Raw genomic sequence first — 25,829 nt, 5'->3', positions numbered from 1 at the left:
CCTTGAACCTACTTTGCAGGTACAAATTTTTGGATTCGTTGTAGAAGTCCGTCAGCAATCCAGAGTGCACCAGATGAGTCAATTCCTACTCCCTGCGGAGAGAAGAACTCCCTCTCTTCCCCACTGAAACTTCCAAACTGAGACAGGAATACTCCATTTTCATCGTAAACTTCCATGCGGTTATTAGAGGTGTCCGTTACATAAACCCGATCCTGTTTGTCAATTGCAATTCCGGTAGGTAAAAAGATGTCTCCTTCGCCTTCCTCCCAATTTTCAAGCGGATCATTGTCACCTCTGCCCTGATTAGTTCCCCATTTCGTAATAAAACGACCTCTGTTATCAAACTTTTGGATTCTGTTATTGACACGATCCACCACATACACGTTATCCTCGGAGTCAATCGCCACTTGCATAGGCTGATTAAACTTCCCGTCTCCTGTTCCTGCTCCGCCCCATTCGGTTTGATAAACAAAGAATGCATTAAATTTTTGAATGCGGTTATTAACTGAGTCAGATACAAAAATATTCCCTTTACTATCTACCGCTACCCCATTAGGGAATTGGAAAAATCCACTTAATGTACCTAAAGAGCCATACGTCGAAACGAAAACTCCTGCATTCGTAAACTTCTGAATCCTGTGATTGGCGGAATCTGCTACATATACATATCCATATTTATCGATAGCAATTTGTCTTGGGATCATGAATTGACCGACGAGACTTCCAAAGCCATTCGGTCCACCTACTCCAAAATTAGTTCCCCATTTGCTAATCAGAGACCCTGACTTGTTATACTTCAAGATGCGATGATTAAACGAGTCGGCTACGAAAATGTTTCCATTAGGATCAACCTCGACATCATAAGGACCTGCATATTCCTTATCTCCGTTACGTGCGTCCCCAATGTAGCGACCTAACACTGCGGTCACAGGCCCATCCACATAAACAGCGATCCGATTGTTCGTCGTATCTGTTACATATAACAAGCCATCTCCATCAGGTAAGACCTGGTTCGGATAAATCAGACTAGGAAAGCCGCCAACGGTATATTGGAATTTATCCTGTTGATTAAACTTGGTAATCCGATTGTTATAGGTATCAGCTACAAACAAATTCCCTGAGGCTGGATCAAAATTGAGTCCCCGTGGGTGATAAAATTGGTACGGTCCTAACCCCGATTTCCCATCTCCAACCTGTCTAAGGAATGTTCCGCTCGAATCAAACACCTGAATCCGGTTATTATAGGTATCTGCTACGTAGACTTCATCTTGATTATTGATGGCTATTCCTTGTGGCAGAGCAAATTCTCCATCTCCTCGACCGTAGCTACCTATGGTTTGTAAGTATGTGCCATCCTGATCAAATTTTTGAATGCGATGATTAAATTCATCCGTTACGTAGTAATTGTTTTGACTATCAATAGCGATCTCGCGTGGGAAACCAAATTCATCGTTTCCTTTTCCCTTTGTTCCCCAGCTCTTAATAAAGTTGAACTGAGAATCAAATTTTTGAATCCGGTAATTGGCTGTGTCTGCTACCAGGATATCGCCATTTTTATCAACCACGACTCCAAATGGCATGTTAAAATCGCCATTACCACTTCCCAGCTGGCCAAACGTTCCTGTTATTTTTCCTTCCGAATTCAACAGGACAATCCGATGATTTCCCATATCTGCCATGTAGAGATTGCCCTTTGCATCCTTACCCATCGCTACGGGAGTCCGGAATTTTTGCGAACGATCATTAGCATTACCCCATGTATCTTCATGTGAGAAGCTAGCTGCCTGAACATTGCTGATAAAAAGAGCTAGTAACAACAACGTGAATATCCCTGTCTTCCATCCTCTTTTTGCCCATGTCCACTTGTTCATCTATTCACCCACCCATTCAATTACTGTCGCTGCCCAGGTATAGCCCGTTCCAGCACTTACGGCAACTGCTATATCACCTGGTTGAAGCAATTTTCTCTCCTGTGCAAAATGAAGTCCCACACATGGATCAAGCGCTGACATATGGCCATGATGGTCCAGATAGACCGCCTGATCCTCCTTGATACCTAGCCTTCCGATCAAATCCATAAACATGGACCTCTTTGTATGTAACGGAAGAAGTAACTTTAAATCAGCCAAGGTACGACCACTCTTCTCCAATGCTTGTTCCACCACTTTTACGAAATAGGGAATGGACACAGGATCTAGACGCTCCTTCATGCTAGCCGGATTAGTCACATCGATGTAATGAAGACGCTCCTCAACGGTTTGTAGACTGGTTGGATGCTTGGAACCGCCTGCCGGAACCTTCACATCATCATGAAACGAACCATCAGTAATGATCGCGCTTTCCAAAATCCTACTTTTCTGTGATCCACGTTTTATCAGTGCAGCTGTTCCACCATCAGCAAAGTTAAACATGAATCGTGAACGTGGGTTATCGTAGTCAATTACTTGAGATTCCTTACACCCTGCCACCAGAAGAATGTTAGTAATGGAGGAATCAGCTACAAGCATATCCTTGGCAACCTTCAATGCAATAGGAAACCCAGAGCTTACATTCATAATTTCAAAAGCGTAAGCCCCCTTTGCACCCAATTCATGTTGAATTTTGGGTGCACTGGACCAGATATAATAATCCTTATGCGGACTGCCGAAGTAGATTATGGCATCGATCTCATTCGCATCTACCGCAGTTCCCACAATACTTTTAGCTGCTCGAACAGCTAGATCGGATGCGTGCAAGCTACCATCTGCTACATGCTTTTCATAAAGACCGAATTTTTCGATAATAACTGATTCAGATATGCCTGTTTTGACCGCGAGTTCACTAGCTTTTTCAACACTCTCTGGAAAATATACACCTGTTGCCTCAATCCCGATTTCTAGTTCTTTGTTGGTTTCGATCATACTTTCTCTCCTTCTTTCGGTACGAGCATCGTTGCTGTTCCTGTTAATACAATCTTGCCATGCTGATTGGTACATTCCGTTAGCAAGGTAATGATGCCTCGTTCTTCATTAAAATCTTGAACGGTAGCGGTAGCCGTTATCGTATCTCCGATAAATACTGGTGCCTTGAATTGAAGCGTCTGGTCTTTGTAGACGGAACCTATTCCAGGCAAGTGCATGCCAAGCAAGCGTGAAAGTAAGCTAGCTGTGAGTAGTCCATGCGATATCCGCTGACCAAACCTCGTTTCCCTGGCATACTCCTGATCCACATGAACAGGGTTGTAATCTCCGCTTAATCCTGCAAACATAACGAAGTCCGTTTCTGTTATGGTTCTACTAAATGACGCCGTTTGCCCTTGAGTAAAAAAAGCCATTTCTTCACCTCACTAGAGTGTAGTTGTTTCCATTTTTGCTAGAGATTGTTTTACGATTTTTCCTGTTGCATTTCGCGGTAACTCAGATAAAAAGACAAAATATTTCGGTATTTTATAACGTGCTAATCGTTCCTCACAGTACGCTTGCACTTGTTCACGTGTAAGCAAAGCATCTTTTTTAGGTACAATGAATGCTTTGGCAACCTCTCCCCACTTTTCATCCGGCACTCCGATAACCGCTACCTCTTCTACCCCTTCCAGATCGCCAATCGTCTGTTCCAGTTCCAGCGGATAAATATTTTCGCCACCTGAGATAATCATTTCTTTGCGACGACCTGCGATATAGACAAAGCCTTCTTCGTCCTGCTTAGCCAAATCACCCGTGTAAAACCAGCCATCACGAATTGCTTTATTCGTTTCATCAGGCAGGTTCCAGTACTCCTTCATGACATGGGGACCCTTGACTAGTAATTCCCCAATCTCGCCTTGTATCACGTCTTCGCCTTCATTGTTGACCAGACGAATCTCACAAAACAGAGCTGGCTTGCCAATTGAACCTACTTTTCTATGAGCATCTTCTTTGGTGAGCATACATACGGTGGGGGACGTTTCGGTCAGGCCAAACCCTTGACCAAACGGAAGTCCCAACTGATGGTACTGGATAATCAATTCATGTGGACAAGGAGCACCGCCATTGTAAAACCAACGAACGGAACTCAGATCTGAGGTGTGGAAAAGTGGACTTTTACGAATTGCATCATGGATAGCGGGTACCCCCATGACGACGGTAACTTGATGTTCTTCAATGAGCTGTAGGGCTTTATCTGGATGGAATTTACCGGGAATAACCACAGTCCCCCCGGCAAAGAAGGTAGGAAATGCGAACAATCCAATCCCCCCGATATGAAACAGGGGTAAGAGTACGATCACACGATCATAAGAGGTAATATCAATGGCAGTTATATTATTGCATGCATTCCAAAACATATTTTCCTGAGTAAGCACTGCTCCCTTCGGCTTTCCTGTCGTTCCGGAGGTATAGCAGATGATGTAGCGATCTTCACCTGTTCCCACGTAGCGCCACTCGTTTTCATCAATCACTGCATCAGCTTGGGGTTCATAACTCGACCAAGCAAGGTGGTTCTCATCTAGCCAATTCAGATGCTCTACTACATCCATTACCTTACTGGCAGTGATGGAGAGCTCGAACTCTCGCTGTGTGAATAAGATCCGTATTCCACTGTCTTGAAACTGATAGCTAAGTTCTGCTGGTGTCAATCTAATATTAAAAGGAACCGCTATCGCTCCCAACTTTGCAATAGCAAACAGCAGAAGAACAAACTCCATACTGTTTTGTGATAAGATTCCAATTCGATCCCCTTTTTGAACCGACAAATCATTCTGCAGGAAACGAGCCATTCGAGTGATCTTGACGTACATCTCCTGGTAAGTTACTTGTTGTTCTTCCGCAATGATCGCAATGCGGTTTGGGGTAAGATACGCTCGCTGTTTGATCCAGTAAGTAATTCCTTGCATAGGCTTCCTCCTTTACTTCACCTTTGAAAACGTTTGCATTTTATTGTTTAAAGCGATCACTTAACCTGAAGACCGCCGAAAACCATGGACATCGCTGTTTCGAATACGTCCTCCGGTACATCCTGCCCCTCCCAATACACCCATCTCATGCCGAGGAATTGGCCAATTGACAGTAAGCAGTAAGCGATTGTCTCCTGATCCAACTTGCGAAAAGCTCCCTCATCAATACCGACGGTTAAACTTTTCTGGTACCCCATTGCCAATTTGTCATAGTACCATCGATACAATTCCTGATCGACCAAAACTGCCTGCTGAACGATACTATACAAATTGGGATGATTTTTTACCCAGCGAAAGAAAGCGAGAAAACCGATTCGAAGGGTGTCTTCGTGGCTGGTTGCAGAAGCAATTTCTTCTTTTATTTGTGCCCGTAAACCTCGATTCAGCTGTCTGACTACTTCATCATAAATCGCCTTTTTGGACTCGAAATAATTATAAAAAGTACCTTGTGCCACCTGAGCATGTTGAGTAATCAACACAATGGAAGCTTCATAATATCCGTATTGTCCAAAAATATGTTCAGCAGCATGCAGCAGCTTCGCTCTTGTTTCCAGACCTTTTTTTGTCAGTGTTTGTGTTGGTTGATTTTCTGACACCTGAATCACCTCTCAGTTTTTATTATATGTAATGTTCTGAATATTTCAAGTGCTTACAATAAAATCTTTTGTCTCTGACCATCCGAAGACTATATTATTGCGGTATTCCTATCATAGGGGGGAAAACCAGATTCTCTTTTCACCCTTCGCTAAAAGTCTTTGCCCTACAAGGGGTTAGACTGTCCGCTCCGCACTATTCACCGGGGAAGCTCTAAACGATGTATTCACTGTAAGACTTGCTGGGTTTCGCTTCTTTTTCCCGATGAATAGTGCTCCGCTCAGTTGGGCTTCGCCAAGACGCTCTGTATGAAAAGAGAATCTGGTTTTTCAAGCTTTTGGCTTTGATTGTGCTTTTCCACTGAAGCCGTTTGCAGAAGAAGCACATTTTTTGTCCAGAACCTTTAAGGTCCAACCTAGCTACTGGACAAAGAGGGCGGATAAAAAAGTGCAACCCATGATATACTGCGTAGCTACTCAGCCTTTTGCACTTTCCGCACTCTTTGCCCAGTAGCGGACAGTCTTAGCATCCTTGCTGGACCTTAACAAGTTCACAGACAAAAAATGTGCTTCTTCTGCTAGCCCACAACGCAATGGATAAAAGTAAACTTGCATCGTCACCAAAACTGGTATAGTTTAATATTGTTAATAGAAACAGATATAGCAGCTTTCAATGGGGATGGATAATATAATGAATCAAAAACATATCATTCAAGACATAGAAAAGATCATCACAGTAGGGATCGCCAAAATTAACGAACCACTCAAAACGTATACACATACTAAAACAGGCGGAAAAGCTGATATCTTTGTACAGCCTGGTTCATACGAGGAAGTGCAGGGGGTAGTTCAATATGCCCGAAAAAATGAGATTCCCGTTACCATTCTAGGTAATGGGTCCAATGTGATTGTACGTGATGGCGGTATTCGCGGGATTGTTCTACATTTGGTCAGACTGGATACAATTACTGTAACCGACCAAAAAATTGTTGCCAGGTGCGGTGCAGCCATAATTGATGTGTCACGGGTAGCCTTACGAAATAGCCTGACTGGTCTCGAGTTTGCCTGTGGTATTCCCGGTACAGTAGGTGGTGCTTTATATATGAATGCTGGAGCATATGGGGGAGAAGTGGCACATGTTCTTCAATCAGCCCTTGTGCTTACATCTGAGGGTGAATTACTGCGAATGGGTCCAGATGATTTCCAATTTGGCTATCGTCGCAGTGCATTTGCTGACCAAAAGGCGACTGTATTAGAGGCAACCTTTCAGCTAATACTGGGTGACCAAGCCTTAATCCAAGAGAAAATGAATGATCTCACCTTCCAACGTGAATCGAAGCAGCCATTAGAGTATCCTTCTTGTGGCAGTGTCTTTAAACGACCTCCTAACCATTTTGCAGGCAAGTTGATTCAAGATAGCGGTTTGCAAAAAACACGCATTGGTGGAGCAGAGATCTCAGAAAAGCATGCTGGGTTTATTATCAATGTAGATCAAGCGACTGCAACAGATTATTTGAACCTCATCAAGCATGTTCAACAAACGGTGAAGGCTAAATACAATGTGGATTTGGAAACGGAAGTTAAGATTTTGGGTGAAGACGAATAAGAAGCAAAGAAAGAACCAGTATATCAATCTGGTTCTTTCTTTGCCTTTTCTCATTACACTATCCTGTCACTCTCAAGCTAGGACAGCTGTTATCCACAACAATTACAATCATCATTAGGCTCCATCATTACAATTGGTTTTACCGTAATCCCTTTCTTCAAATCATCAAATGCTTTATTAATTTCGTCTAGTTCATAAAATTCAACCATTTTATCAAATGGGAACTTTCCTTTTTTATAAAAATGAATGAGGCGTGGAATAAAGGTTTGTGGAACAGAATCCCCCTCAATTACCCCCATCATTGTTTTTCCTTGAGCCATCAAATCATCAAAAAGATGGAACGATACTTCTCCACCTACACCTACAATTGCCACAGTTCCCAATGTACGCAGGGCTTGCACGGATTGACGAACAACCACAGCTACCCCGGTTGTTTCGACAGCGTAATTTGTTCCGCCATCGGTTAGAGAGCGTATCTCATCAACTATATTACCTTCTTTACCGTTAATAACATGCGTTGCCCCTAATTCTTTGGCTAACTCTAAGCGACTGGAAAGAACATCGATAGCAATAATCTCACTGCAGCCAGCAATCTTTGCAGCCATAATTGCGCTTAATCCTACAGCACCACAGCCGTAGACGGCGATTGTTGTACCAAATTCAGGACGCAGTTTATTAAGCACCGTTCCAGCTCCAGTTTGAATCCCGCAACCGAGTGGTCCAAGGAGCATCAAATCAACATCTTTATCAACTTTTACAACATTTCGCTCATGCGCGATTGCAAATGACCCAAAGGAGGATTGTCCAAAAAAGGTGGAAACGGGATGGTCACACTGATGAATGCGATTCGTACCATCCATCATTTTACCGCCAAAGTTTAGAACATTACATGTAAGACAAGAAGCAGGATGTCCGCTTAAGCAATTTTCGCAATGACCGCATGAAGTGAAGGAGAGTACCACGTGATCGCCAGGCTCAACCGTAGTAACGTTCGCGCCTACTTTTTCTACGATACCTGAACCCTCGTGTCCCAATACAGCTGGCAAAGGAACATGAATTTGTTGATCACGAGCGACAGCATCTGTATGGCAAATACCTGAACCTATTATTTTTATCAATACTTCATTTTCATTAGGTTCTGACAGAGTCACTTCTTCCAGCTTAAATTCTGCGCTTTTTTCATGAATAATCGCAGCTGTTATTTTCATGTTACTTCACCTCATAAATATAGGAATGTTGCACACGGCAAATACAAACAAGAAAATAATAACATTTTCCACATTGTATGCCACATCATCATACGATTAAGATTATGATAGTATCAAGCCAAATCAGCACTTGCCTATACTTTCCGAAACGATTCATCAAGAAAAAAGACTCGCAACCTGGTATCAGATTTACGAGTCTTTATTCGTATACTATGATTTTCGCACGTAACCCTGTTCATCAATCTTAACACCATTTTCAGAGATTGACTCCAGTCGCTTGAGAAGTGCATCACTCTCTGCTTCATTCATCGGTACTGCCTGCCCTAACTCGGCATGATGCGGAATCACTTGTAATTCACACCCTCCATCCTTGGTAAGGGTAGCTTGCAGCACCATCGTTTCCCAGGTTTTCGGCTGTGGTGCACGTGTAAAGATAAAATTACCTGTACTATAGGCAATCCATTTGCCCTTATACTGTTCAAAGCCTTGTAATACATGCGGATGTCCACCCACGATCAAATCTGCACCTGCATCAATATATGCATGTGCCAATTCCTTTTGATGATCTACTGGATTGTCTACCTTTTCCTTCCCCCAATGTGCAATCACAATTACGACGTCTGCCTGATTCTTAGCTTGGCTTATCGCCTCTACTGCTTTCGCAGGATCATAGCTGACAGCAAGACCTGGTTTGTTTTTACCTGCATACCAGCTAGTTTCCGGAATGACTCTCGTAAAACCTAAAAACGCGATTTTTATACCATTCCGCTCCACGTAAACAGGTGAATATGCTCGATCCGCATTATTGCCTGAACCGATATAAGCAAGTTCATGCTGTTCTAGTGCCTGCATCGTATCGAGCAGTCCACTTTCTCCCTGATCCATGGAATGGTTATTAGCCAAATTCAGCAGGTCAATTCCTGAGGCCTTCATGGCTGGAGCAGCTAGGGGAGAAGATTTATACACGTACTCCTTATTGTCTGCCGGAGCACCATTTTCTGTTAGCGGTGTCTCCAGATTCCCTACTGTGTAATCGTCCTGAAGGAAGAGGTCTTTTACATGCGCAAATGCATACTCATAGCCTTTATCCTTAAGCAAGGTTTCCACATGACCTGCTGCCATCATGATATCCCCCGCGAAGCTAAGTCGCACGGTTTGCTCCTGCGTTTGCTCTGGCTCAATCGGCGGTTCTCCTGATGTCTGTTTATCTGAAAAGAAGGCAGTACTCAGCTCATCGGAAAAAATTAGAACACTGCCGAAAAGCAGTATTGCTGTCATCAGAAAAGTATAAAAAAGCATATGCATCCGAAGTTTCTTTCGCTTCCTCGTGCTCCGCCTTTTTTCCGTTCGATTTAAACTTTTGGGATTTTGTTTCATTACTTCACCTCTTACAAAAAAACGCCCTATTTATTAAGACTGTTTTGAAGAAGGAAAAGTGACAGCTTTGGTCAATTTTATTAAGAAAGACAACTTGTAGAATCAAGCAAAAGTATACGTGATCGACTTTTGTACAGATTTGTAGCCGATGTTCTCATACATAGTATTCGCTGCTGTATTTTCCTCATCTGCATACAGGCAACAGAACGTAAAACCCTGAGCTAGCAGTTCTTTACTTACAGCTGTTACACAGGAAGTAGCAAATCCATTTTCACGCAAGGTTCGGGGGGTATAGACAAGGCTTATCACTCCGCCATTTTTCGTTTCCCTCACCTTTTTAGCCATGGAGACAATCTTTCCGTCTTCTTCCCATAAAAAGAAATTGTTTTCACTAATTCCCCTTCTTACACCTTCCATTACTTGTTCAATAGGAACATCTTGTCCAGTCTCTTGAAAAAAATCCTTTACCCATTCACTAACCAGCTTGCTGTCACTCTCCTTTGCCTGCCTAAGATATCCTGATTGATTGGCGTCGGCAACCACCTGTTCCAGCTTATAAATAATTTGATTTGTCTTACTCTTTTTTAGAATCTTGTTTCTTTTCTCCCAATCGATTGCCATTCTATCAACAATCTCTGGTTTTCCCGATAGCTTCTTTAGCGTGTAGGAAGACATGTCGAGCCTGGTCATCGCAAGCTGGATTGCCTCGTTAGGACAATCACTATCACCAGTCACCACCAAGTAGCCTGTTCTTCTCTCTACGATTACTACCAAAGGTTGATTCTTTTCTTCAACTGTCGCGAGGAAAGGAGTAACTTGCCGCTTCCCAGCTTTCTCTCGTTCAAGATAATCTTCCAATAAACCAAGTATCAGATTGTTTTCCACTTCATTTTGTTCTAAATAGAGACCAACTCTACGAAGGAAATCTCCTGGATGCTGATAGCTATACATGTCCACTTATCTCACTCCACTTCATCACTAACGAGATTCATCTCTCGTCATCCTCATATAGTCGCTATAATTGTATGCTTATTTAGACTGTCAAAATAGGTTAAGGTTGTATTCTGCCCACTCTCTTCGCTAAGATGTACGTATAAGGTTTAAGTAGCCTACATAGATTTATCGAAACATAAAAACTCATTAAGATCGGATTTGAACAGCCTTGACATTGTTAACCAAATTGCTTCAGAAATGCGGACTTTTTCTGCTATTGCTTCTCTATCTTTATATTCTATGTAGGGTCATCCTATTTAAATTTGGCAGTATTGAGCCTTCCTTTCTCATAGATCAGTTGCAATACTCGTTCTCCGAGCAATCATCCATTACAGAGCGTCTGGTAGATGGAGGCAATATCGTTCCTTTTAGAGAGATTGAACGAAATATCCATTCTATCCGTCACGATCAGGATTGGAGAGGCTTCGTCCAATTCGCCGGTAATATCATTGCCTTTGTTCCACTTGGTATTTTGTTACCGCTTCTTTTTAAAAAAGGCTTTGCATCGCTCTTCAGAATGATGCTAGCATCCTTCTTTGTCAGTTTGATTCTGGAAGTATCCCAGCTAGTATTACAAATTGGCAGATTTGATGTAGACGATTTAATATTAAATACTACCGGTGGGGTGCTGGGGTATATTATTTATGTGATATGCTATCGGGCACTATCAAGAAGACAAATAACATAAACAGCCAGGGAGCCTTGTAGTAAAAGGCTCCCTGGCTGTTTTTACATGATAACGACTATGGAATTATAGTTTTACATGAATATCGTGCACATGTTGATTCAAACGAGCAATTGCTTCAAAATCGACAGTCGGACTGATTTTCACAAAACATCCTCCTTAGAGTGGATGAATCGTTGCCACTACTTTCTTCCCGCTTACCTGAATACCTTTGTCCTGCTTTCCTACATGCTTGAGATCCTTCACCAGTTTTTCTACCAGCTCTTTAGCGAGTTCACCCTCTTTTTTCTCAAGCAACACCACCAATTGAACCCCATTCATAGATGTAAGTACACGTTCTGCCTGACGTTTTTTGGTGTCGTAATCATGATCTTCAATGTAAGCACTTAGACGTATCTCTTTTATTTTCATTCCCTTTTCCGCTTGACGACTCTTTTTCTTCTCTTGATCCTGCTGTGCTTTATAGTTACCTTTTGCAATCAATTCACATCGTGGCGGGCTTGATACCAACGAATGACATACGAGATCAACCTTATGTTCTTTCGCCATTTGCAACGCATCCTGTGTTTTTACAATCCCTAAATCCTCACCTTGCAAGCCTATTAACAAGACTTCCGATGCTTTAATCTTCTCGTTCATAATCATAACAGTAAACCACCTTATCGTTTATTTCTCTATACTCGTCAATAATATTCGAACTACGAGATATTAATTTATACTACTGAGCATACCATTACATAGAAAGCAGTACAGGGTTGTCAACGCCATCACCCTTGAAAGAAAAATCCTATCGCCATTATTTCCACATTTCTATGAAAAGGAGCGAAATAAAGAGATATAGAAAGAAAATACCACGAAAACCTATTATAACGAAGAAAAACGAGAAGATTTTAGTATATTATCGAGTTAGCATTTTACCGTACTAAAGTGTAAGATGTGAATAACATAAAGATGTGGGAGGAAATATCCATGAAAAAGATCTCGTCCTTATTATTTATTTTCGTTATGATCTTAGCTATTGCAACAGGATGCTCCACTGCTAATACCAGTAGCAGTAGTACTGATAAAAAATTAACAATCGGTATTGACGATAAATTCGCTCCGATGGGCTTCCGCGATGAAAAAAATGAAATCGTTGGATTCGACATCGATTACGCGAAAGCAACTGCTGAAAAAATGGGGTATGAAGTCGTCTTCCAGCCAATCGATTGGAAAGCAAAAGAGTCAGAATTGAACAGTGGCCGAATCGATTTGATCTGGAATGGTTATACAATTACAGATGAGCGTAAAGGAAAAGTATTGTTTACGAAGCCATACCTGAAAAATAGCCAAATTGTTGTTACGAAAGCTGACTCTCCCATCACAAAACTGGATGATCTTGCAGGTAAAAATATAGGTCTACAAGCTTTATCTTCTGCAGCAGATGCATTAAATAGTAACCCGGTTAAAGATAAAGTAGGTACGATATCTGAATACACCGATAATGTTACAGCACTAAGCGATTTGAAAATTGGCCGTGTAGAGGCAGTTGTAATTGATGAAGTAGTTGCTAAATACTATATGTCTAAAGAAGAAGGTACCTTCAAGTATCTGGACGATGCATTGGCACCTGAAGAGTACGGTATTGGCGTGAAAAAAGGAAACGAGGAGCTATTGAACGAACTTCAAAAAGCACTGGATGCCTTAAATGAAGATGGTACTGCTGCAAAAATCTCTGAAAAATGGTTTGGCGAAAATAAAGTACTTAAGTAAGATAGTAGACAGAGTTTATTACTACACTAGAATACGACAACCGGATTCCCCCATGAGAATCCGGTTTGTCTCATTAGGAGCATTTGAATATGAGTATTGAATATCTATGGAATATTACCAAAACCATGCTGGAAGGCGCTCAGACGACAGTCATCCTGTTTCTGATTGCCATCGTTATTTCCATTCCACTTGGCTTTCTCTTTACCCTCATGGCAAACAGTAAAATCAAACCCCTTTCCTGGTTCGCTCATTCGTATATTTATTTGATGCGTGGGACCCCATTACTGCTTCAGTTACTCTTCATCTGTTTTGGACTCCCGATCATTCCCGTTATTGGTGAATACCTTGTAATGGATAGGTTTGTCGCTGCTTGTCTTGGATTTGTATTAAACTATGCTGCTTATTTTGCGGAAATCTTCCGTGGCGGTCTGCTGGCAATTGACAAAGGGCAGTATGAAGCATCGAAAGTACTAGGCTTAAACAGATTTCAAACCACTACAAGGGTAATTCTGCCACAGATGTTCCGTGTGGCACTGCCTTCTATCACGAACGAGTCAATCACCTTAGTGAAAGATACGGCTCTGTTATATGCAGTTGCTGTTCCAGAGCTCCTGCATTTTGCACAAACAGCAGTAAATCGTGATTTTACAATTGTTCCCTTTTTTATAGCGGGTATCGTCTATCTATTGATGACTCTTGTACTAACACTGATTTTCAAACAGCTTGAAAAACGACTTACATTTGAATAAAAGGACTGGCTTAACATGGCTATCATAGAAGTATCAAACCTTAAAAAATCATTCGGCAATCTGGACGTGTTAAAAGATGTTTCCTTCAACGTAGAGAAAAATGAAGTCATCGCTGTTATTGGACCTTCCGGCTCTGGTAAAAGCACGATGCTGCGAAGTCTCATCCACCTCGAAGACATCAATGGGGGAAGCGTTGCTATCCATGGCGATTATCTTGTAAAAGACGGTATTTATGCCAATGCCGCTGAGCAAAAGCGTATCACGTCTAAAATGGGCATGGTTTTTCAGCACTTTAACCTCTTCCCACACCTGACTGTTAAAGAAAATATCGAGCTAGCACCAAAGCTCGTAAAGAAAGAATCAGCTGAAGCAATCAGCAACCGTGGAAAAGACTTGCTGGCAAAAGTAGGACTGGCAAATAAAGCTGATGCTTATCCTGGCAAGCTATCAGGGGGGCAAAAGCAACGTGTTGCTATCGCTCGCGCTCTGATGATGAACCCAGATATCATGTTGTTTGACGAACCTACTTCTGCTCTTGACCCTGAATTAACAGGGGAGGTCCTGCAAGTAATCAAGCAACTGGCTGAAGAAAACATGACGATGCTTGTCGTCACCCACGAAATGGGCTTCGCCAAGGAAGTCGCAGACAAGATTATGTTTATGGATGATGGGGAAATTCTCGAATCCGGCACGCCTGAACAGATCTTTGGCAATCCTCAATTTGATCGGACAAAATCATTTATACAAAGTGTACGTTCATAACGATCACTTCTACAGGAAAAGCAGGCTGTAGCGCCCCCGTTTTAAAAAGGGAAGTTACAGCCTGCTTTCTGTTTTATATACTCTAAGCTTGAAACGTATTAAATCTATCTCCCTTTGTTATTTACCTGTGTATCCTTCACATTCCTTGTAGTGTAAAAATTGAAAGTTCAGGTTTGCTTCCTAATCGATACGGGGCTCTGGTTGTTCCAATCCCGCGATTTACATATAACTGCAATCGCTTATGAGTTCCTGATAGAAAATAGTGTCCCTCTACATATTTTTCAGCTAATGGTGGTGTATACAAAGCTCCTATAAATGGTAGTTGCACTTGTCCTCCATGACTATGCCCAGATAATTGAAGATCTACTGGAAATGATAATACCTCCTCAACCACATCTGGTTCATGTACCATTAACAGATTGAACTCTTTTGCATTAAGTTTACGTAGCGTATTTTCTATGTTTGGCTTACCTAATAAAAAATCGTCCAGTCCCGCTATGGTGATCCTATCGCCATTTTCCAATTCGATCTTGTCTGTTTCATTAACAAGTACAGTGAATCCCGCCTTCTCCATATATGCCTTATAAAATCTGCTGGCTCCACCGCCTCGATCATGGTTGCCAAATACAGCATACTTTCCAAGTGGTGCATGAATTTTTGCCAAAATCGATTGTACTTGTTCTCTTTCTGATGAGTACTGTGCAAAGTTGTCAATCAAATCACCAGTGAATACCACAATATCAGGATTAATAGCATTCATCTTATCTACCAACTCTTGTAATTGTTCAAGCGAATAATCTGAACCCAAGTGCGTATCAGAAAACTGCACAATCTTCTTCCCATGAAAACCTTCTGGAAGGTACTCACTCCGTATGTCTTGATTCGTAACAGTTATGGCATTTGGTTCTATCTTGTACGCATAGAAAAAAATTCCTGCGAGCAACATACAGACTACTACAAAACTAAATACTATTCTTTTCAGAGCTTTTATCATCACTGCTTACGTTCCCCTATTTACATTGTTTCAATGATTGTTACATGTTGATAATACAAAATAAAACTCGATTTTCTCCAATGTGAAACCACACGGATGTACTTCGTCTTTATGCACGGTAACACTAATTACTTGTTGTTGCAGCTTTTTAAACAAGTGTTCAAATAAAAAACCAAATGGCTCCACCGTATACTGATCTGTTTGCAACCGGGAAAGCTCTAGAAGCCTGTTTATGTATATTAATCCACTCATCTCCAATTTTTCCCGGAATCGAAGGATATGTGTATCAATGGTCGTCGCTTCATGATCGATCCCATTTTTATAGATTCTGCCTCCTAGTATATCTACTCACAGAGGTCCTGCACAAATACTCTCTTCGATTTGGAGTAGTATCCCATTTAATCTGGGCATCATCCAATCAACTTACTGCCAATAGCTATAAGAGTCGGAACATGACCACTAGCCTTTTGAATACAACCATCGTAAAGCATATATGTTACACCAATATGACAAAAAAGAACGCCATCAAATGACGTTCTTTTCAAAATATTCATCTCATATACGCTATAGGTATCCTTAATCCAAATGCTGATAGAACCCTAATCGATTACCAAAAGGATCGTCAAACGTGCACCATTTAACAGGCACACCTTCCCTTGTGTATACTTCTGAAACCTCCACACCTAGTTCCGAGATTATTCGCTGTCTCTCCTTCTCTATATCAGATACTCCAAAACGTAAGGGACCACTGCCAATAGCAGGTTCTCCTTTCGCAAGCTGAAGCCAGCATCCCTTTATCAGTTCCCATTCGATAAAGTCATCGTGTGGAATAAAATCAGGAGAGCGTCTCAGCAATGCTTCATACCATGTAGAGCCTGCTTCAAAGTCAGCCACCCTAATCTGGAAAGTCATATCGTAAACGGGTAGTTGCTCCATATTCTTCACCTCATCCCTATAGAAAATGCTAGTATTCGTTACTGGGATTATAATGTGCCTGCGAATCGAGAAATTCTTCTAGTCTGCTCTCTTATTTGTTTCTGATCAGGGCACAAAAATAATGCCATGAAAGGTTTCAGGCGCTAAATCTGGCAAGTAATCTGAGGTGAGGGATTTTCAGAGAATGTCGGGACAGGTAGGTTCTTTGTTTCATATTGATTCATGTAAATGAAAAGGGCTATAGTTTACACGTGCTGCCAAATCATCGGTTGTAATATTTTCATTCAAATGGTCTTTCATATACATAATAGTTTGCTCAATAGCTCTTATGTGGTCTTCATTCAATAGCCTCACCTTTTTAAAATGACTATGTAGAAACTATGTAGATTCTTACTCTTCTTAGAAATTAGTGTAAGTTTACCACTTTGATAAAGACTATGCATAGCTACATTTACTTCTTTCATTGTACTCCAACGATCTATTTCTGCTTGTGCAGCCTTATACCTCCCCTCTTTGTTGTTGCATAAGTCTATTTTGGTTTCTTTTTTGGTAGTATGTCATAAAAAATAAAGCAGGTACCTACATAGGTACCTACTTACAACATTCTAAGCTTTTTTAGAATTAGCTATTTTACTGAGCCAAAAACCTAAGCCCACCATTCCCAGCCAACAACAGAATGCTAGAATAAACATTAATAATGGTAATGTTAATCCCGGAATCTGTAACTCATAATTTCCAACAATTGCTTGAAAAAGTTGAGACCATTCAACATGGTAGTAGATTCCAACTGCTACAATCACAACAAATACAAAAAATTGTACACATAAATTCCCAAACGATTTCCAAGTCGTGTAAATGAGTAATGAAAGTTCTCTATGTGAAGGATTATGGGTAAATACTTTTATATCATTTTGAGAAGAAATCATGCTAAATGAATAGCTACTAATTGCTACACTAAGAATGATAAATATTGGAGAATAGAATCCGAACAACATTAAAAATGTACTTACAAGAAAAATATATAACGAATTCATTTTCTTAATGAGTTTATTATTTAACAGTGATGACATTAAAATCCCTAAAAAATACGGACCAACAACAATAAAAATACCGGTTAAAATATTGTAAAATGCAAAACTGTAAAATAGTCCTATCACGAATAAATAGCCATTTCCAAATCCAAGTAAAAATGATAGTGCCTTTAGTTTGGTTGGTAATGATGAAGAAAGCTTATGAAAAAATTGAGCTCTTACTAATGTGACAAACATAAAACCAATAAGTATTATTGCCAAAATAAGAAAAAAGAGTATCATTTGTTCATTGTCTATATAACGACTCATTCGCACAAGAATTACAAATAGAGAAAAAAACAGAAACCAAATGACTGCCCACGTGATTGAAACAGAGGGCATTTCTTTGACTTTTTCAATTGGTGGAAAATTTCTTATGGCAACGAGTATACTACTCAAACAACCTCCATATGCTAATGTTAATAGTGGTAGGTTTACTAAGCTGATTCCCAAAAGAATTACGAATAACAACAAGAAAACGATAAAAATAATTAATACTTGCTGATTTTTGGTGAAAACTTGTCCACCTCTTTCTACATGACGAAATAATAAGGTACTTTTCATTGAAGAAATAGCACTAACTGAAAACCCAGAAACTAACGCACTTCCTTCAAGCCATTGATAAGAATCATTAAAAAAAGCAAGACTAACCATCGATACGATCGTAATGAAAACAGACCAATATAAAGATCGATAGATACCCAACCTGCTAACTATAGGAATCCAAATGAATACTCCAGTTATATATGTAGTATAAAATAAGATTGATGGCCAATATCCTTCAAACCCGGTTGATAATTCCAATCCATATACAATGTACAAAAGCATTGGTATAAAGACTGTACTCATTAGTAGGCTAAATGTAAATATACTCTGAACTATGACCCATCTTTCTTTATTGATACGTATCATATAACACCTCCATTAAAATTGACGATTTGGCTGTTTCTAATTAATAATGTATCCCAAGTCATGAGATTCTATATTATAAAATAATCAAAAATCTGAGTTTTTATTATTGGAGAACGTTGAATAATAAATAGAAAAAACCGAGTAGATCATCAATCATACTTCTGATGATCTACTCGGTTTTCTCGTTCCTACTTTATTCATTGATTTCCACAAACGCCCAGATATTCACTTTCTTTGCACCACCATCAATACAATCATGAAGTCTTTCCAGAATCTTATTCTGCTCAATACGCCTAGCCTCTTTTATTTTCTGGTACCGTTCCATATCCTGAACATGGAACTCCTCTACGAATAATTCCGGTTGATCCGCTCCCTCAAAAATCCGGAAGTCTTCTATATCCCATGCTTTCCTATGATAATGTCGCAATTCTTCTAATAAAGTAATATACTCCATTCTGCAATCCCTTTTTACTTTATATTCAGTAAATACCTTGATCAAATCAGTACCTCCTTCACATCTTCCAACATTTTTTAAAATTACCATCCAAATGATTTGAAAGTTAATTTGTTACGTACTATGATAGATAATAGACGTGTTGTAGGAATGTATTTGACTCGTCACTGTTAGATCGAGCTTACTTCCATTCTACTATGAAAAGAGTGATCGTACATTGACACTAAAGGTAACAATAAATAATCTAGATAAGATGAAGCACTTAAAAAATGAGCTAACAAGATTTTTGATGGCTTATAAATTCGGTTTAGATGAAATGAATACCAAGATTAATATTCTAAAAGAAGAATTTCAATATGTCCACGATTATAATCCAATTGAACATGTTAAATCTCGACTTAAATCTCCGGATAGTATTTTCCTAAAGGCTCAACGTAAGGATATTGACCTATCTATAGAATCTATTCGAGATAACATTAAAGATATTGCTGGTATACGTATTACCTGCTCATTTATCTCTGATATATACGAACTGGCTACAATGTTGCAAAAACAAAAGGATATCACCGTTGTTGAAGTCAAAGATTATATTAAGAACCCAAAAGCGAATGGATATAAAAGTCTTCACCTACTCTTGGAGATTCCTGTATTCCTGTCGGATCGAGTAGAAAATGTTCCCGTTGAAGTCCAAATTAGAACAGTAGCTATGGATTTCTGGGCTAGTTTAGAACATAAGATCTATTATAAATTTAAAAAGGAAGTCCCTAACCACTTACTTGCCGAATTAAAAGAAGCAGCTGGCGTCGTCTCACACCTCGATCACAAAATGGAAAATCTCAACAAAGAAATGGATCGATATAAAGAACTACCATAACAGGAAAAATCCCCGGTCAAAATAGTCCGGGGATTTTTATAATACACTCTAATTAGATAATTTAATCGTATTTTAAAGGATCTCCATCAAATGGTGCATCTGCAATTTTGATAGATCCTGTAGGGCAACCTTCAAGTGCATCGCTCATATCGTCTACCAAGATATCTGGAATTTCGATGTTTCCTTGATTATCATCGAGCACGCTATATGCCAGACCTTCATCATCGTAATCATAAACGTCAGGTGCAGTAGCTCCACAGGCACCGCAGGCAATACAGGTATCCTTATCTACAATTGTGTACTTAGGCATAATAACATCCACCTTTCTATTAGTTAAATCTCCATCGTCATAATACCATGCTTATCCCGGGTATTAAAGAGGTGCTTTCTCACTTATCGGTTTTTTATACATTTTTCCTTGTTTTTTGTCCTTGTAAATTAATATATAGTCGGGCTATAAGTTTTTTTCCTTATTTTCATGTAACTTTACTAACTTTGAAGAGCATATCTACGCCTTTTTATTAAAAATAAAAATTATAGTCAAAAGGTTACTCGATACCTGTTTACAGGCTATCAGAGATTTTCTGCTTCATGCCAGAAAAAACAGGGTAACCAAGGAGGAACAAAGCCCTTCTCAATTAACCCTGGTCCGATTTATTTACTTTTTTCTTCATTTATCATGCTCTGTTGCAAAAGCTCAGCCACTCGCTTACGCTCTTTTTCATCTATCACGACGTAGCTTAAATAACGAGGACCAAAACGAGCTGTAGTTGCATTATATTTGATTTGTTCAACATGTTCCGTCGAAAAATCATACACATCAGAAGCTAGTGAAATAATTCGAGATAAATCCAGATCTGTACGTACATCCTCGCCTACGGTATCCAGGATACTTTTTATCTTTCCAGGATTTCGTAGCTCTTTACTTTGTTCCAGCACAGCTTTAATCACATTTTGTTGCCGTTCATTTCGCCCGAAGTCTCCCTTGGCATCGTTACGAAATCGTGCATAATCAAGCACCTGCTGCCCGTTTAGGAGTTGTGTACCCACCGATATTTTGAGATATTCCCCCAAATTAGAATCTACCTCAAGCTTCAATCCACCCATACTGTCAATTGCCTTTTCAAAACCATCAAAATTAAACAGCACATATTGATCGACCAGGACTCCTGTGAAATTCTCTACTGTTGCAATCGACGTCTCTATACCGTATTGGTATGCTGCATTAATTTTATCGCTATATCCCTGTCCAGCAATCTCGACATAGGTATCACGAGGAATTGATGTGAGCGTAATCTTGTTTGTATCCTTATTCAAGATTGCCAGCATAATCACATCTGTTCTCCCAATATCTTGAGTGTCGGGGCGGCGATCAATCCCGAAAATGAGCAAGGTGGTAACTTGTGGTCCAGTTGTTTCCTCTGTAGTTGATGGCTGAGCAGATTGCGGGGTTGTTTTTTCCTTCAAGTCTTCGTGTTCATAAGATGCGGATTGTAATCGTGGCTCGGAGGAGATACGTTCGATTGGGTGATAAATGGTTGCTGCCGTATCATATAGTTTCCAAGTAGAATACGCGACCAGACCAAGCATGATAACGAGGATGAGAAGAGTCAACCTGACAAGCCATTTCGTCGATTTTTTCCAGTCCTTATATGGCTTCACTGGGTATCGTCCCCTTTTGTGCAATGACTAACAGCCTTCATTTTTTTATTACACTCACGATTGTTTTACAGATGATCTGGATGCCTCATCCGTTACATATTTTCGCAGAAAGGCCCCATTTCTTGTAATTCGTTTGTCATTTGATGTAGGTAATTATTTTCCTATCAGATATCCTTTTGTCATGGTCCTACCTTCTATGCTTGGAAATGATGGATTGAACAGTATCAGCGACATAGTAAACTTCTTCTTTTGTCATTCCTGGGAAAAAGGGGAGCGATAATACTGATTCAAATACTTTTTCTGTCTCTGGATACTCCTCCATTCGATAGCCTTTTTCCTGGTAGAAGGGATGCTTGGGAACAGGAATAAAATGAACAGATGTACCAATACCTGCTTCTGATAGCTGATCAATCATCTCATTACGTGAGATTGTTAGTTGATCCTCTTCTAATCGAATCGGATACAGATGCCAGGAGTGTCGGTGTTCATGTGAGTCATGAGGAAGAATAATTTCCTCACAATCTGCCAAGGCTTCTGAGTAAGCACGAGCTACCTGCATCCGTAACATTTGCATTTCTTCCAGCTTTCTCAGCTGTATAATTCCAAGTGCAGCTTGAATGTCTGTCATGTTATATTTGAAGCCTGCCTGTTCTACCTCGTAATACCAGGCTCCTTTGGCAGCATAGCGTGTCCATGCATTGCGACTCATGCCATGCAAGCTAAGAATTCGAATGCGGTTTGCCAGTTCCTCATCTGCTGTGGTAATCATCCCACCTTCGCCAGTTGTCAAATTTTTCGTGGCATAAAAGCTAAAGCAAGTAATGTTCCCAATACTTCCAATTGGCTGATCCTTATATTTGGTATAAACCGCATGAGCAGCGTCTTCAATGATTGCTAGTCCATAGCGTTGTGCAATCTCTTGGATTCGATCCATCTCACACGGATACCCACCATAATGTACAGGAATAATCGCCTTCGTTCTCGGTGTAATCGCCTGTTCAATTAAATCAGCGTCAATATTGCATGTCTTTGGGTCAATATCTACAAAAACAGGCTTTGCCCCGCAATGAATAATAGTGTTTGCCGTAGCTACAAATGTATAAGGTGTCGTAATCACTTCGTCACCAGGTCCAATACCAAGTGCCAACTGGGCCAGATGAAGCCCTGCTGTACACGAATTCAGACCAACACCATGCTCACTTCCCACACTTTTTGCAAACTCCGACTCAAATACTACTGTTTTAGGCCCTTTGCTCAGCCAGTTTGATTGGATAGCTGAAATCACTTCAGCTATTTCTTCATCACCGATATATGGACGATAAAATGGAATTTTCATTTTCTCAGAGTCCCTTCTAATAGTTCACAATTTTATTCTTGGAGCTTTCGATGATTTCCCGTAATCCATCGAATAGTGTCCATTTTGCTTCCCAGTGCAGCAATTGGTTCGCCATAAACAGCTGCTGTCGATGAAAAGAACGCAATCAACAACAATAACTACCCTACTTGAAGCAAAGATTGTACTGTGTGCGATCCAACTAAACCTGATCCTCCCGTGACTAGTACTTCATCCCTATCCGTCCTTTCTAACATAACCAGCAAAATGTAATAAGCTGTCTTAATTGAATGGTTCATTTATATGAATATGCCAGAGAGAATATTACTCATGTATACATAATTAGCAGTAGAATATGAATAACATCTAGTAACATTAGTGCCAAACAACGAGACTCTCACGAAAATAGACAAAGGACTTTGCTCAGTCTTTTAAGGATACTTTCATCCTGCTTTTGAGGAGAAAACCAGATTCTCTTTTCATGCTAGTGGTTTTGTTTGTGTTTTTTCCACTGAAGCCGTTTGCAGAAGAAGCACATTTTTTGTCCAGAACTATTTAAGGTCCTACCTAGCTACACAATAAAGAGTGCGGAATAAAAAGTACAACCTATGAAATACTGCGTAGCATTCTCTTTCTTTTGCACTTTCTGCACTCTTTGTTGTGTAGCGGGCAGACCTCGCTCCCTTGCGAGACCTTAACGAGTTCGCAGTCAAAAAATGTGCTTCTTCTGCGAGCCACTACAGTAGTGGATCAGGTTTAAAAATAAAAAAGGCACCAAATCATTGGCACCTTTTTACTGAATCATATTCGTGCTACGCTCTCCTTTCACCCTTATTCCCCAGACATAAAACGCAATACTCATCAGTGCAATTATGGCTAAAAACAAAAACATGATCATTCCATTAAACATCGTTAAAAAAAGTCCCGATAAACCTGGTCCAATAAATGATCCCAGAGAAGTAAAGCTGACAGCCCCGTAATATGTTCCCCGGATATGTTCGGGCGTTATTTCATCAATAATGGCATATTCAGCTGGAATCAGAAAGATCTCACCTATTGTAAAAATGATCATCGAGAGCAAGAATGTAGGAAAATTCATAGAGAAACCAAAACCAATAATGCCCACAATAAATAACGATTTGCCAATAATAATAGATTGTAAGGGGGTTCGTCTTTCCATCATTCTTACAACAGGAACACTTAATAATATGATCACGGCAGAATGGGCTGACCATAGCACGCCTAAGTAAGAAAGGGCACTTTTTACATCCAGATTGAAATATTGAGATAACGTCACGGAAAACTGACCATGAACCGTTGTAGCCAGAAGCCCGCCAATCAGAAACAAAAACAATACTTTATCCGATAGTACCGCTTTAATCGAAGCACGAAAGGTTACTTTCTCTTTTTGCTCAGAAATTGTCGTGATCTTGTACTTCCAAAAAAACAGATGCAAAAACATGCCAAATAGAAGGAAAATAGCAAAGGAAATATAAAACGGGACCACGCTGGTTGCTTGTAATCCCCAGATCGTACCAATAATTGGGCCAATTGCAAAACCTACGTTCCCACAAAAATATTTCATAGAAAAAACGCTCAATCTTTTATGACTCTCTGTAAAATCGGCAAGCAATGCTTTGGCACAAGGCTCGAACAAGGACATTGAAAAACCTTTAAAGATCGTTACCAGCATCAGCAGAATGGGGAAGAAATGAAACGTAAATCCTATCAAGATACAAGCAGATAAAAATAGGGATGCAATCATCACTTTTTTTCTACCAATCAAATCAGATAATGATCCTCCCAGAAATCCTCCAAACATGGCTGCCAGTGAGCTGGTTCCTATTAGAAAACCAATCTGTGTAATGGACAGATTGGTATGCTCCCCTAAATAAATCGCAAAGTAGGGGACAATCATTCCATTTCCGATATTCATTAATAACGAACCTATTAAGACGATTTTTACAACAGGGTGAAGCTCCTTCCATGCTATTCCCACCACTTATTCCCCCTTTATATAAGAGAGCAATCTATCGTGCATGGTAGATAAGGATTCCATTCGCAAACTGTAATTGATCACTCTTTCACTTGAGTGATGTGCACGAATTAGCCCCGCACTTCGAAGCATCCCCAGATGATAGTGAAGGTTACTTTTTGCTAAACCCGTTATGTCTAACAGCTCTGTAAACGTTAGTACTCTCACATGCAGGCTCTTTAATATGAGAACACGGTTTTCATCTGACAAGCTGGTAAAACTGTGAAGCGTTCTCTTAGAAATAAAGTGGGAGTGATCATCGAGCTCGATCGGATACAGGCATGTTACGAATCCCTTATAGTAATCAATAACACTCGATGGTGAATAGTGATACTGAGGAATAAGCAATAACTCCTGAATCTGGTCCGATTCAATACGAACACCATTAGTGCTACGTTCAACCAAATCGACAGGGTTCATTTTTTGCAATAAGGCTCTCTTGTCAGCAGCATCCTTCTCAAGTGCTTCCAGTATAGATGGGGCAAGCTGCTTAAAATATTGTTCATTCCATTCCTGAAAGAGATACACAAAGTGCTCTTGTAATTCAATCATTCCTGTTGGAATGTCTTCCACCCACGGCCGCATGCAATCATACATCTCAGAGGGAGACATTCCTTTGAACCAACTGATAAAATTCTCTGGTGTTCTCTCACCGGGACATTTGTGCACCAGTAAACTGAATCGGTGAAGGACCTCCATTCGCTTGTCTTGTAGCGCTTCCTTAAAAGCAGGCTTCAGCTTCTTATCCACTTCTTTTTTCCATCCGGAACCAAGTTCATAGATTTTTAATCGATCTTTATTTACATAAAAATATAAGCTAGTTAAAAATTCATACACAGGAGAATAATCCACTTTAATGGTATACACTGTTGGTTTCCACCTCTATTCTCGTCTAAACGATTAGTTCTAATTTTTTAGAACTATA

At 40.2% G+C, this 25,829-nt stretch carries 25 protein-coding genes; 6 read left to right on the top strand and 19 right to left on the bottom strand.

The features are described 5' to 3' along the window. Positions 1-8 precede the first annotated feature (8 nt). Genes LM917_RS16585 through LM917_RS16565 form a run of 5 tightly spaced genes read right to left on the bottom strand, consistent with a single transcriptional unit; the run spans position 9 to position 5,505 of the window. Entirely contained in the window at positions 9-1,871 is a 1,863-nt protein-coding gene (locus tag LM917_RS16585; protein ID WP_232698718.1) for an NHL repeat-containing protein, read from the bottom strand. Beyond that, on the bottom strand, positions 1,872-2,900 hold the full coding sequence (locus tag LM917_RS16580) for a 3-oxoacyl-ACP synthase (protein ID WP_232698717.1): 1,029 nt from the start codon (positions 2,898-2,900) through the stop codon (positions 1,872-1,874). It abuts the gene before it with no gap. Continuing rightward, complete coding sequence (locus LM917_RS16575) at positions 2,897-3,313, bottom strand: MaoC family dehydratase (protein ID WP_232698716.1); 417 nt, start codon at positions 3,311-3,313, stop codon at positions 2,897-2,899. The genes LM917_RS16580 and LM917_RS16575 overlap by 4 nt, the downstream gene beginning before the upstream one ends. 12 nt (positions 3,314-3,325) lie before the next feature. After that, positions 3,326-4,849, bottom strand: a complete 1,524-nt coding sequence (locus tag LM917_RS16570) for an o-succinylbenzoate--CoA ligase (protein WP_232698715.1) — start codon at positions 4,847-4,849, stop codon at positions 3,326-3,328. Between the two features lie 56 nt (positions 4,850-4,905). Then, on the bottom strand, positions 4,906-5,505 hold the full coding sequence (locus LM917_RS16565) for a TetR/AcrR family transcriptional regulator (protein ID WP_232698714.1): 600 nt from the start codon (positions 5,503-5,505) through the stop codon (positions 4,906-4,908). Between the two features lie 688 nt (positions 5,506-6,193). On the opposite strand from LM917_RS16565, the gene murB reads away from it, so the two are divergent. Beyond that, positions 6,194-7,108 carry a UDP-N-acetylmuramate dehydrogenase gene (gene murB, locus LM917_RS16560; protein ID WP_232698712.1) on the top strand — a complete coding sequence of 305 codons (915 nt, stop codon included), beginning with the start codon at positions 6,194-6,196 and terminating at the stop codon, positions 7,106-7,108. 89 nt (positions 7,109-7,197) lie between these two features. Here murB and LM917_RS16555 read toward each other — a convergent pair whose 3' ends face one another. From LM917_RS16555 to LM917_RS16545, 3 genes are all read right to left on the bottom strand, one after another. After that, positions 7,198-8,316, bottom strand: coding sequence for an NAD(P)-dependent alcohol dehydrogenase (locus LM917_RS16555; RefSeq protein ID WP_232698711.1), 1,119 nt, complete (start codon positions 8,314-8,316; stop codon positions 7,198-7,200). A 210-nt stretch (positions 8,317-8,526) separates the two neighbouring features. After that, a complete protein-coding gene (locus LM917_RS16550) occupies positions 8,527-9,693 on the bottom strand; it encodes a CapA family protein (protein WP_232698710.1) in 1,167 nt (388 codons plus the stop codon). Positions 9,694-9,795: 102 nt separating this feature from the next. Next, a complete protein-coding gene (locus tag LM917_RS16545) occupies positions 9,796-10,644 on the bottom strand; it encodes a GNAT family N-acetyltransferase (RefSeq protein ID WP_232698782.1) in 849 nt (282 codons plus the stop codon). 211 nt (positions 10,645-10,855) lie between these two features. On the opposite strand from LM917_RS16545, the gene LM917_RS16540 reads away from it, so the two are divergent. Then, positions 10,856-11,374 carry a VanZ family protein gene (locus tag LM917_RS16540; RefSeq protein ID WP_232698709.1) on the top strand — a complete coding sequence of 173 codons (519 nt, stop codon included), beginning with the start codon at positions 10,856-10,858 and terminating at the stop codon, positions 11,372-11,374. Between the two features lie 156 nt (positions 11,375-11,530). Here the strand turns inward: LM917_RS16540 and infC are convergent, their stop codons facing one another. Next, the gene (gene infC / locus LM917_RS16535) at positions 11,531-12,016 is read right to left on the bottom strand and encodes a translation initiation factor IF-3 (RefSeq protein WP_232698708.1); all 486 of its coding nucleotides are present in this window, start codon (positions 12,014-12,016) and stop codon (positions 11,531-11,533) included. Positions 12,017-12,340: 324 nt separating this feature from the next. Here infC and LM917_RS16530 point away from each other — a divergent pair, with 324 nt between their 5' ends. The 3 genes from LM917_RS16530 to LM917_RS16520 all read left to right on the top strand — a co-directional run bounded on the left by LM917_RS16530 (position 12,341) and on the right by LM917_RS16520 (position 14,634). Then, positions 12,341-13,123: an amino acid ABC transporter substrate-binding protein gene (locus LM917_RS16530; RefSeq protein WP_232698707.1), complete on the top strand. Its 783-nt coding sequence runs from the start codon at positions 12,341-12,343 to the stop codon at positions 13,121-13,123. Between the two features lie 89 nt (positions 13,124-13,212). Further along, positions 13,213-13,872: an amino acid ABC transporter permease gene (locus LM917_RS16525; protein ID WP_232698705.1), complete on the top strand. Its 660-nt coding sequence runs from the start codon at positions 13,213-13,215 to the stop codon at positions 13,870-13,872. A 15-nt stretch (positions 13,873-13,887) separates the two neighbouring features. Beyond that, positions 13,888-14,634: an amino acid ABC transporter ATP-binding protein gene (locus tag LM917_RS16520; protein ID WP_255668356.1), complete on the top strand. Its 747-nt coding sequence runs from the start codon at positions 13,888-13,890 to the stop codon at positions 14,632-14,634. A gap of 136 nt (positions 14,635-14,770) precedes the next feature. Here the strand turns inward: LM917_RS16520 and LM917_RS16515 are convergent, their stop codons facing one another. The 5 genes from LM917_RS16515 to LM917_RS16495 all read right to left on the bottom strand — a co-directional run bounded on the left by LM917_RS16515 (position 14,771) and on the right by LM917_RS16495 (position 19,045). Beyond that, positions 14,771-15,628: a metallophosphoesterase gene (locus LM917_RS16515; protein WP_232698780.1), complete on the bottom strand. Its 858-nt coding sequence runs from the start codon at positions 15,626-15,628 to the stop codon at positions 14,771-14,773. A gap of 30 nt (positions 15,629-15,658) precedes the next feature. Further along, positions 15,659-15,880 carry a hypothetical protein gene (locus LM917_RS16510; RefSeq protein ID WP_232698704.1) on the bottom strand — a complete coding sequence of 74 codons (222 nt, stop codon included), beginning with the start codon at positions 15,878-15,880 and terminating at the stop codon, positions 15,659-15,661. Positions 15,881-16,204: 324 nt separating this feature from the next. Next, on the bottom strand, positions 16,205-16,564 hold the full coding sequence (locus LM917_RS16505; RefSeq protein ID WP_232698703.1) for a VOC family protein: 360 nt from the start codon (positions 16,562-16,564) through the stop codon (positions 16,205-16,207). A gap of 605 nt (positions 16,565-17,169) precedes the next feature. Beyond that, complete coding sequence (locus tag LM917_RS16500) at positions 17,170-18,462, bottom strand: hypothetical protein (protein WP_232698779.1); 1,293 nt, start codon at positions 18,460-18,462, stop codon at positions 17,170-17,172. Between the two features lie 277 nt (positions 18,463-18,739). Beyond that, a complete protein-coding gene (locus LM917_RS16495; RefSeq protein ID WP_232698702.1) occupies positions 18,740-19,045 on the bottom strand; it encodes a hypothetical protein in 306 nt (101 codons plus the stop codon). A 208-nt stretch (positions 19,046-19,253) separates the two neighbouring features. Here LM917_RS16495 and LM917_RS16490 point away from each other — a divergent pair, with 208 nt between their 5' ends. Then, positions 19,254-19,874, top strand: coding sequence for a GTP pyrophosphokinase (locus tag LM917_RS16490; protein WP_232698778.1), 621 nt, complete (start codon positions 19,254-19,256; stop codon positions 19,872-19,874). A 61-nt stretch (positions 19,875-19,935) separates the two neighbouring features. Here LM917_RS16490 and LM917_RS16485 read toward each other — a convergent pair whose 3' ends face one another. The 5 genes from LM917_RS16485 to LM917_RS24645 all read right to left on the bottom strand — a co-directional run bounded on the left by LM917_RS16485 (position 19,936) and on the right by LM917_RS24645 (position 25,771). Next, positions 19,936-20,184, bottom strand: a complete 249-nt coding sequence (locus LM917_RS16485) for a ferredoxin (RefSeq protein WP_232698701.1) — start codon at positions 20,182-20,184, stop codon at positions 19,936-19,938. Between the two features lie 344 nt (positions 20,185-20,528). Beyond that, positions 20,529-21,536 carry an LCP family protein gene (locus LM917_RS16480; RefSeq protein WP_232698700.1) on the bottom strand — a complete coding sequence of 336 codons (1,008 nt, stop codon included), beginning with the start codon at positions 21,534-21,536 and terminating at the stop codon, positions 20,529-20,531. A gap of 187 nt (positions 21,537-21,723) precedes the next feature. Continuing rightward, entirely contained in the window at positions 21,724-22,872 is a 1,149-nt protein-coding gene (locus tag LM917_RS16475) for a DegT/DnrJ/EryC1/StrS family aminotransferase (RefSeq protein ID WP_232698699.1), read from the bottom strand. A 790-nt stretch (positions 22,873-23,662) separates the two neighbouring features. After that, positions 23,663-24,868, bottom strand: coding sequence for an MDR family MFS transporter (locus tag LM917_RS16470; RefSeq protein ID WP_232698698.1), 1,206 nt, complete (start codon positions 24,866-24,868; stop codon positions 23,663-23,665). A 3-nt stretch (positions 24,869-24,871) separates the two neighbouring features. Further along, positions 24,872-25,771 (bottom strand): ArsR/SmtB family transcription factor, encoded by a 900-nt coding sequence (locus LM917_RS24645; RefSeq protein ID WP_232698696.1) that lies wholly within the window; start codon positions 25,769-25,771, stop codon positions 24,872-24,874. Positions 25,772-25,829: the final 58 nt, after the last annotated feature.

This window comes from Brevibacillus daliensis, from assembly GCF_021245735.1.
GTDB lineage: Bacteria > Bacillota > Bacilli > Brevibacillales > Brevibacillaceae > Brevibacillus_B > Brevibacillus_B daliensis.
This window is presented reverse-complemented; position numbering and strand designations above follow the sequence as displayed.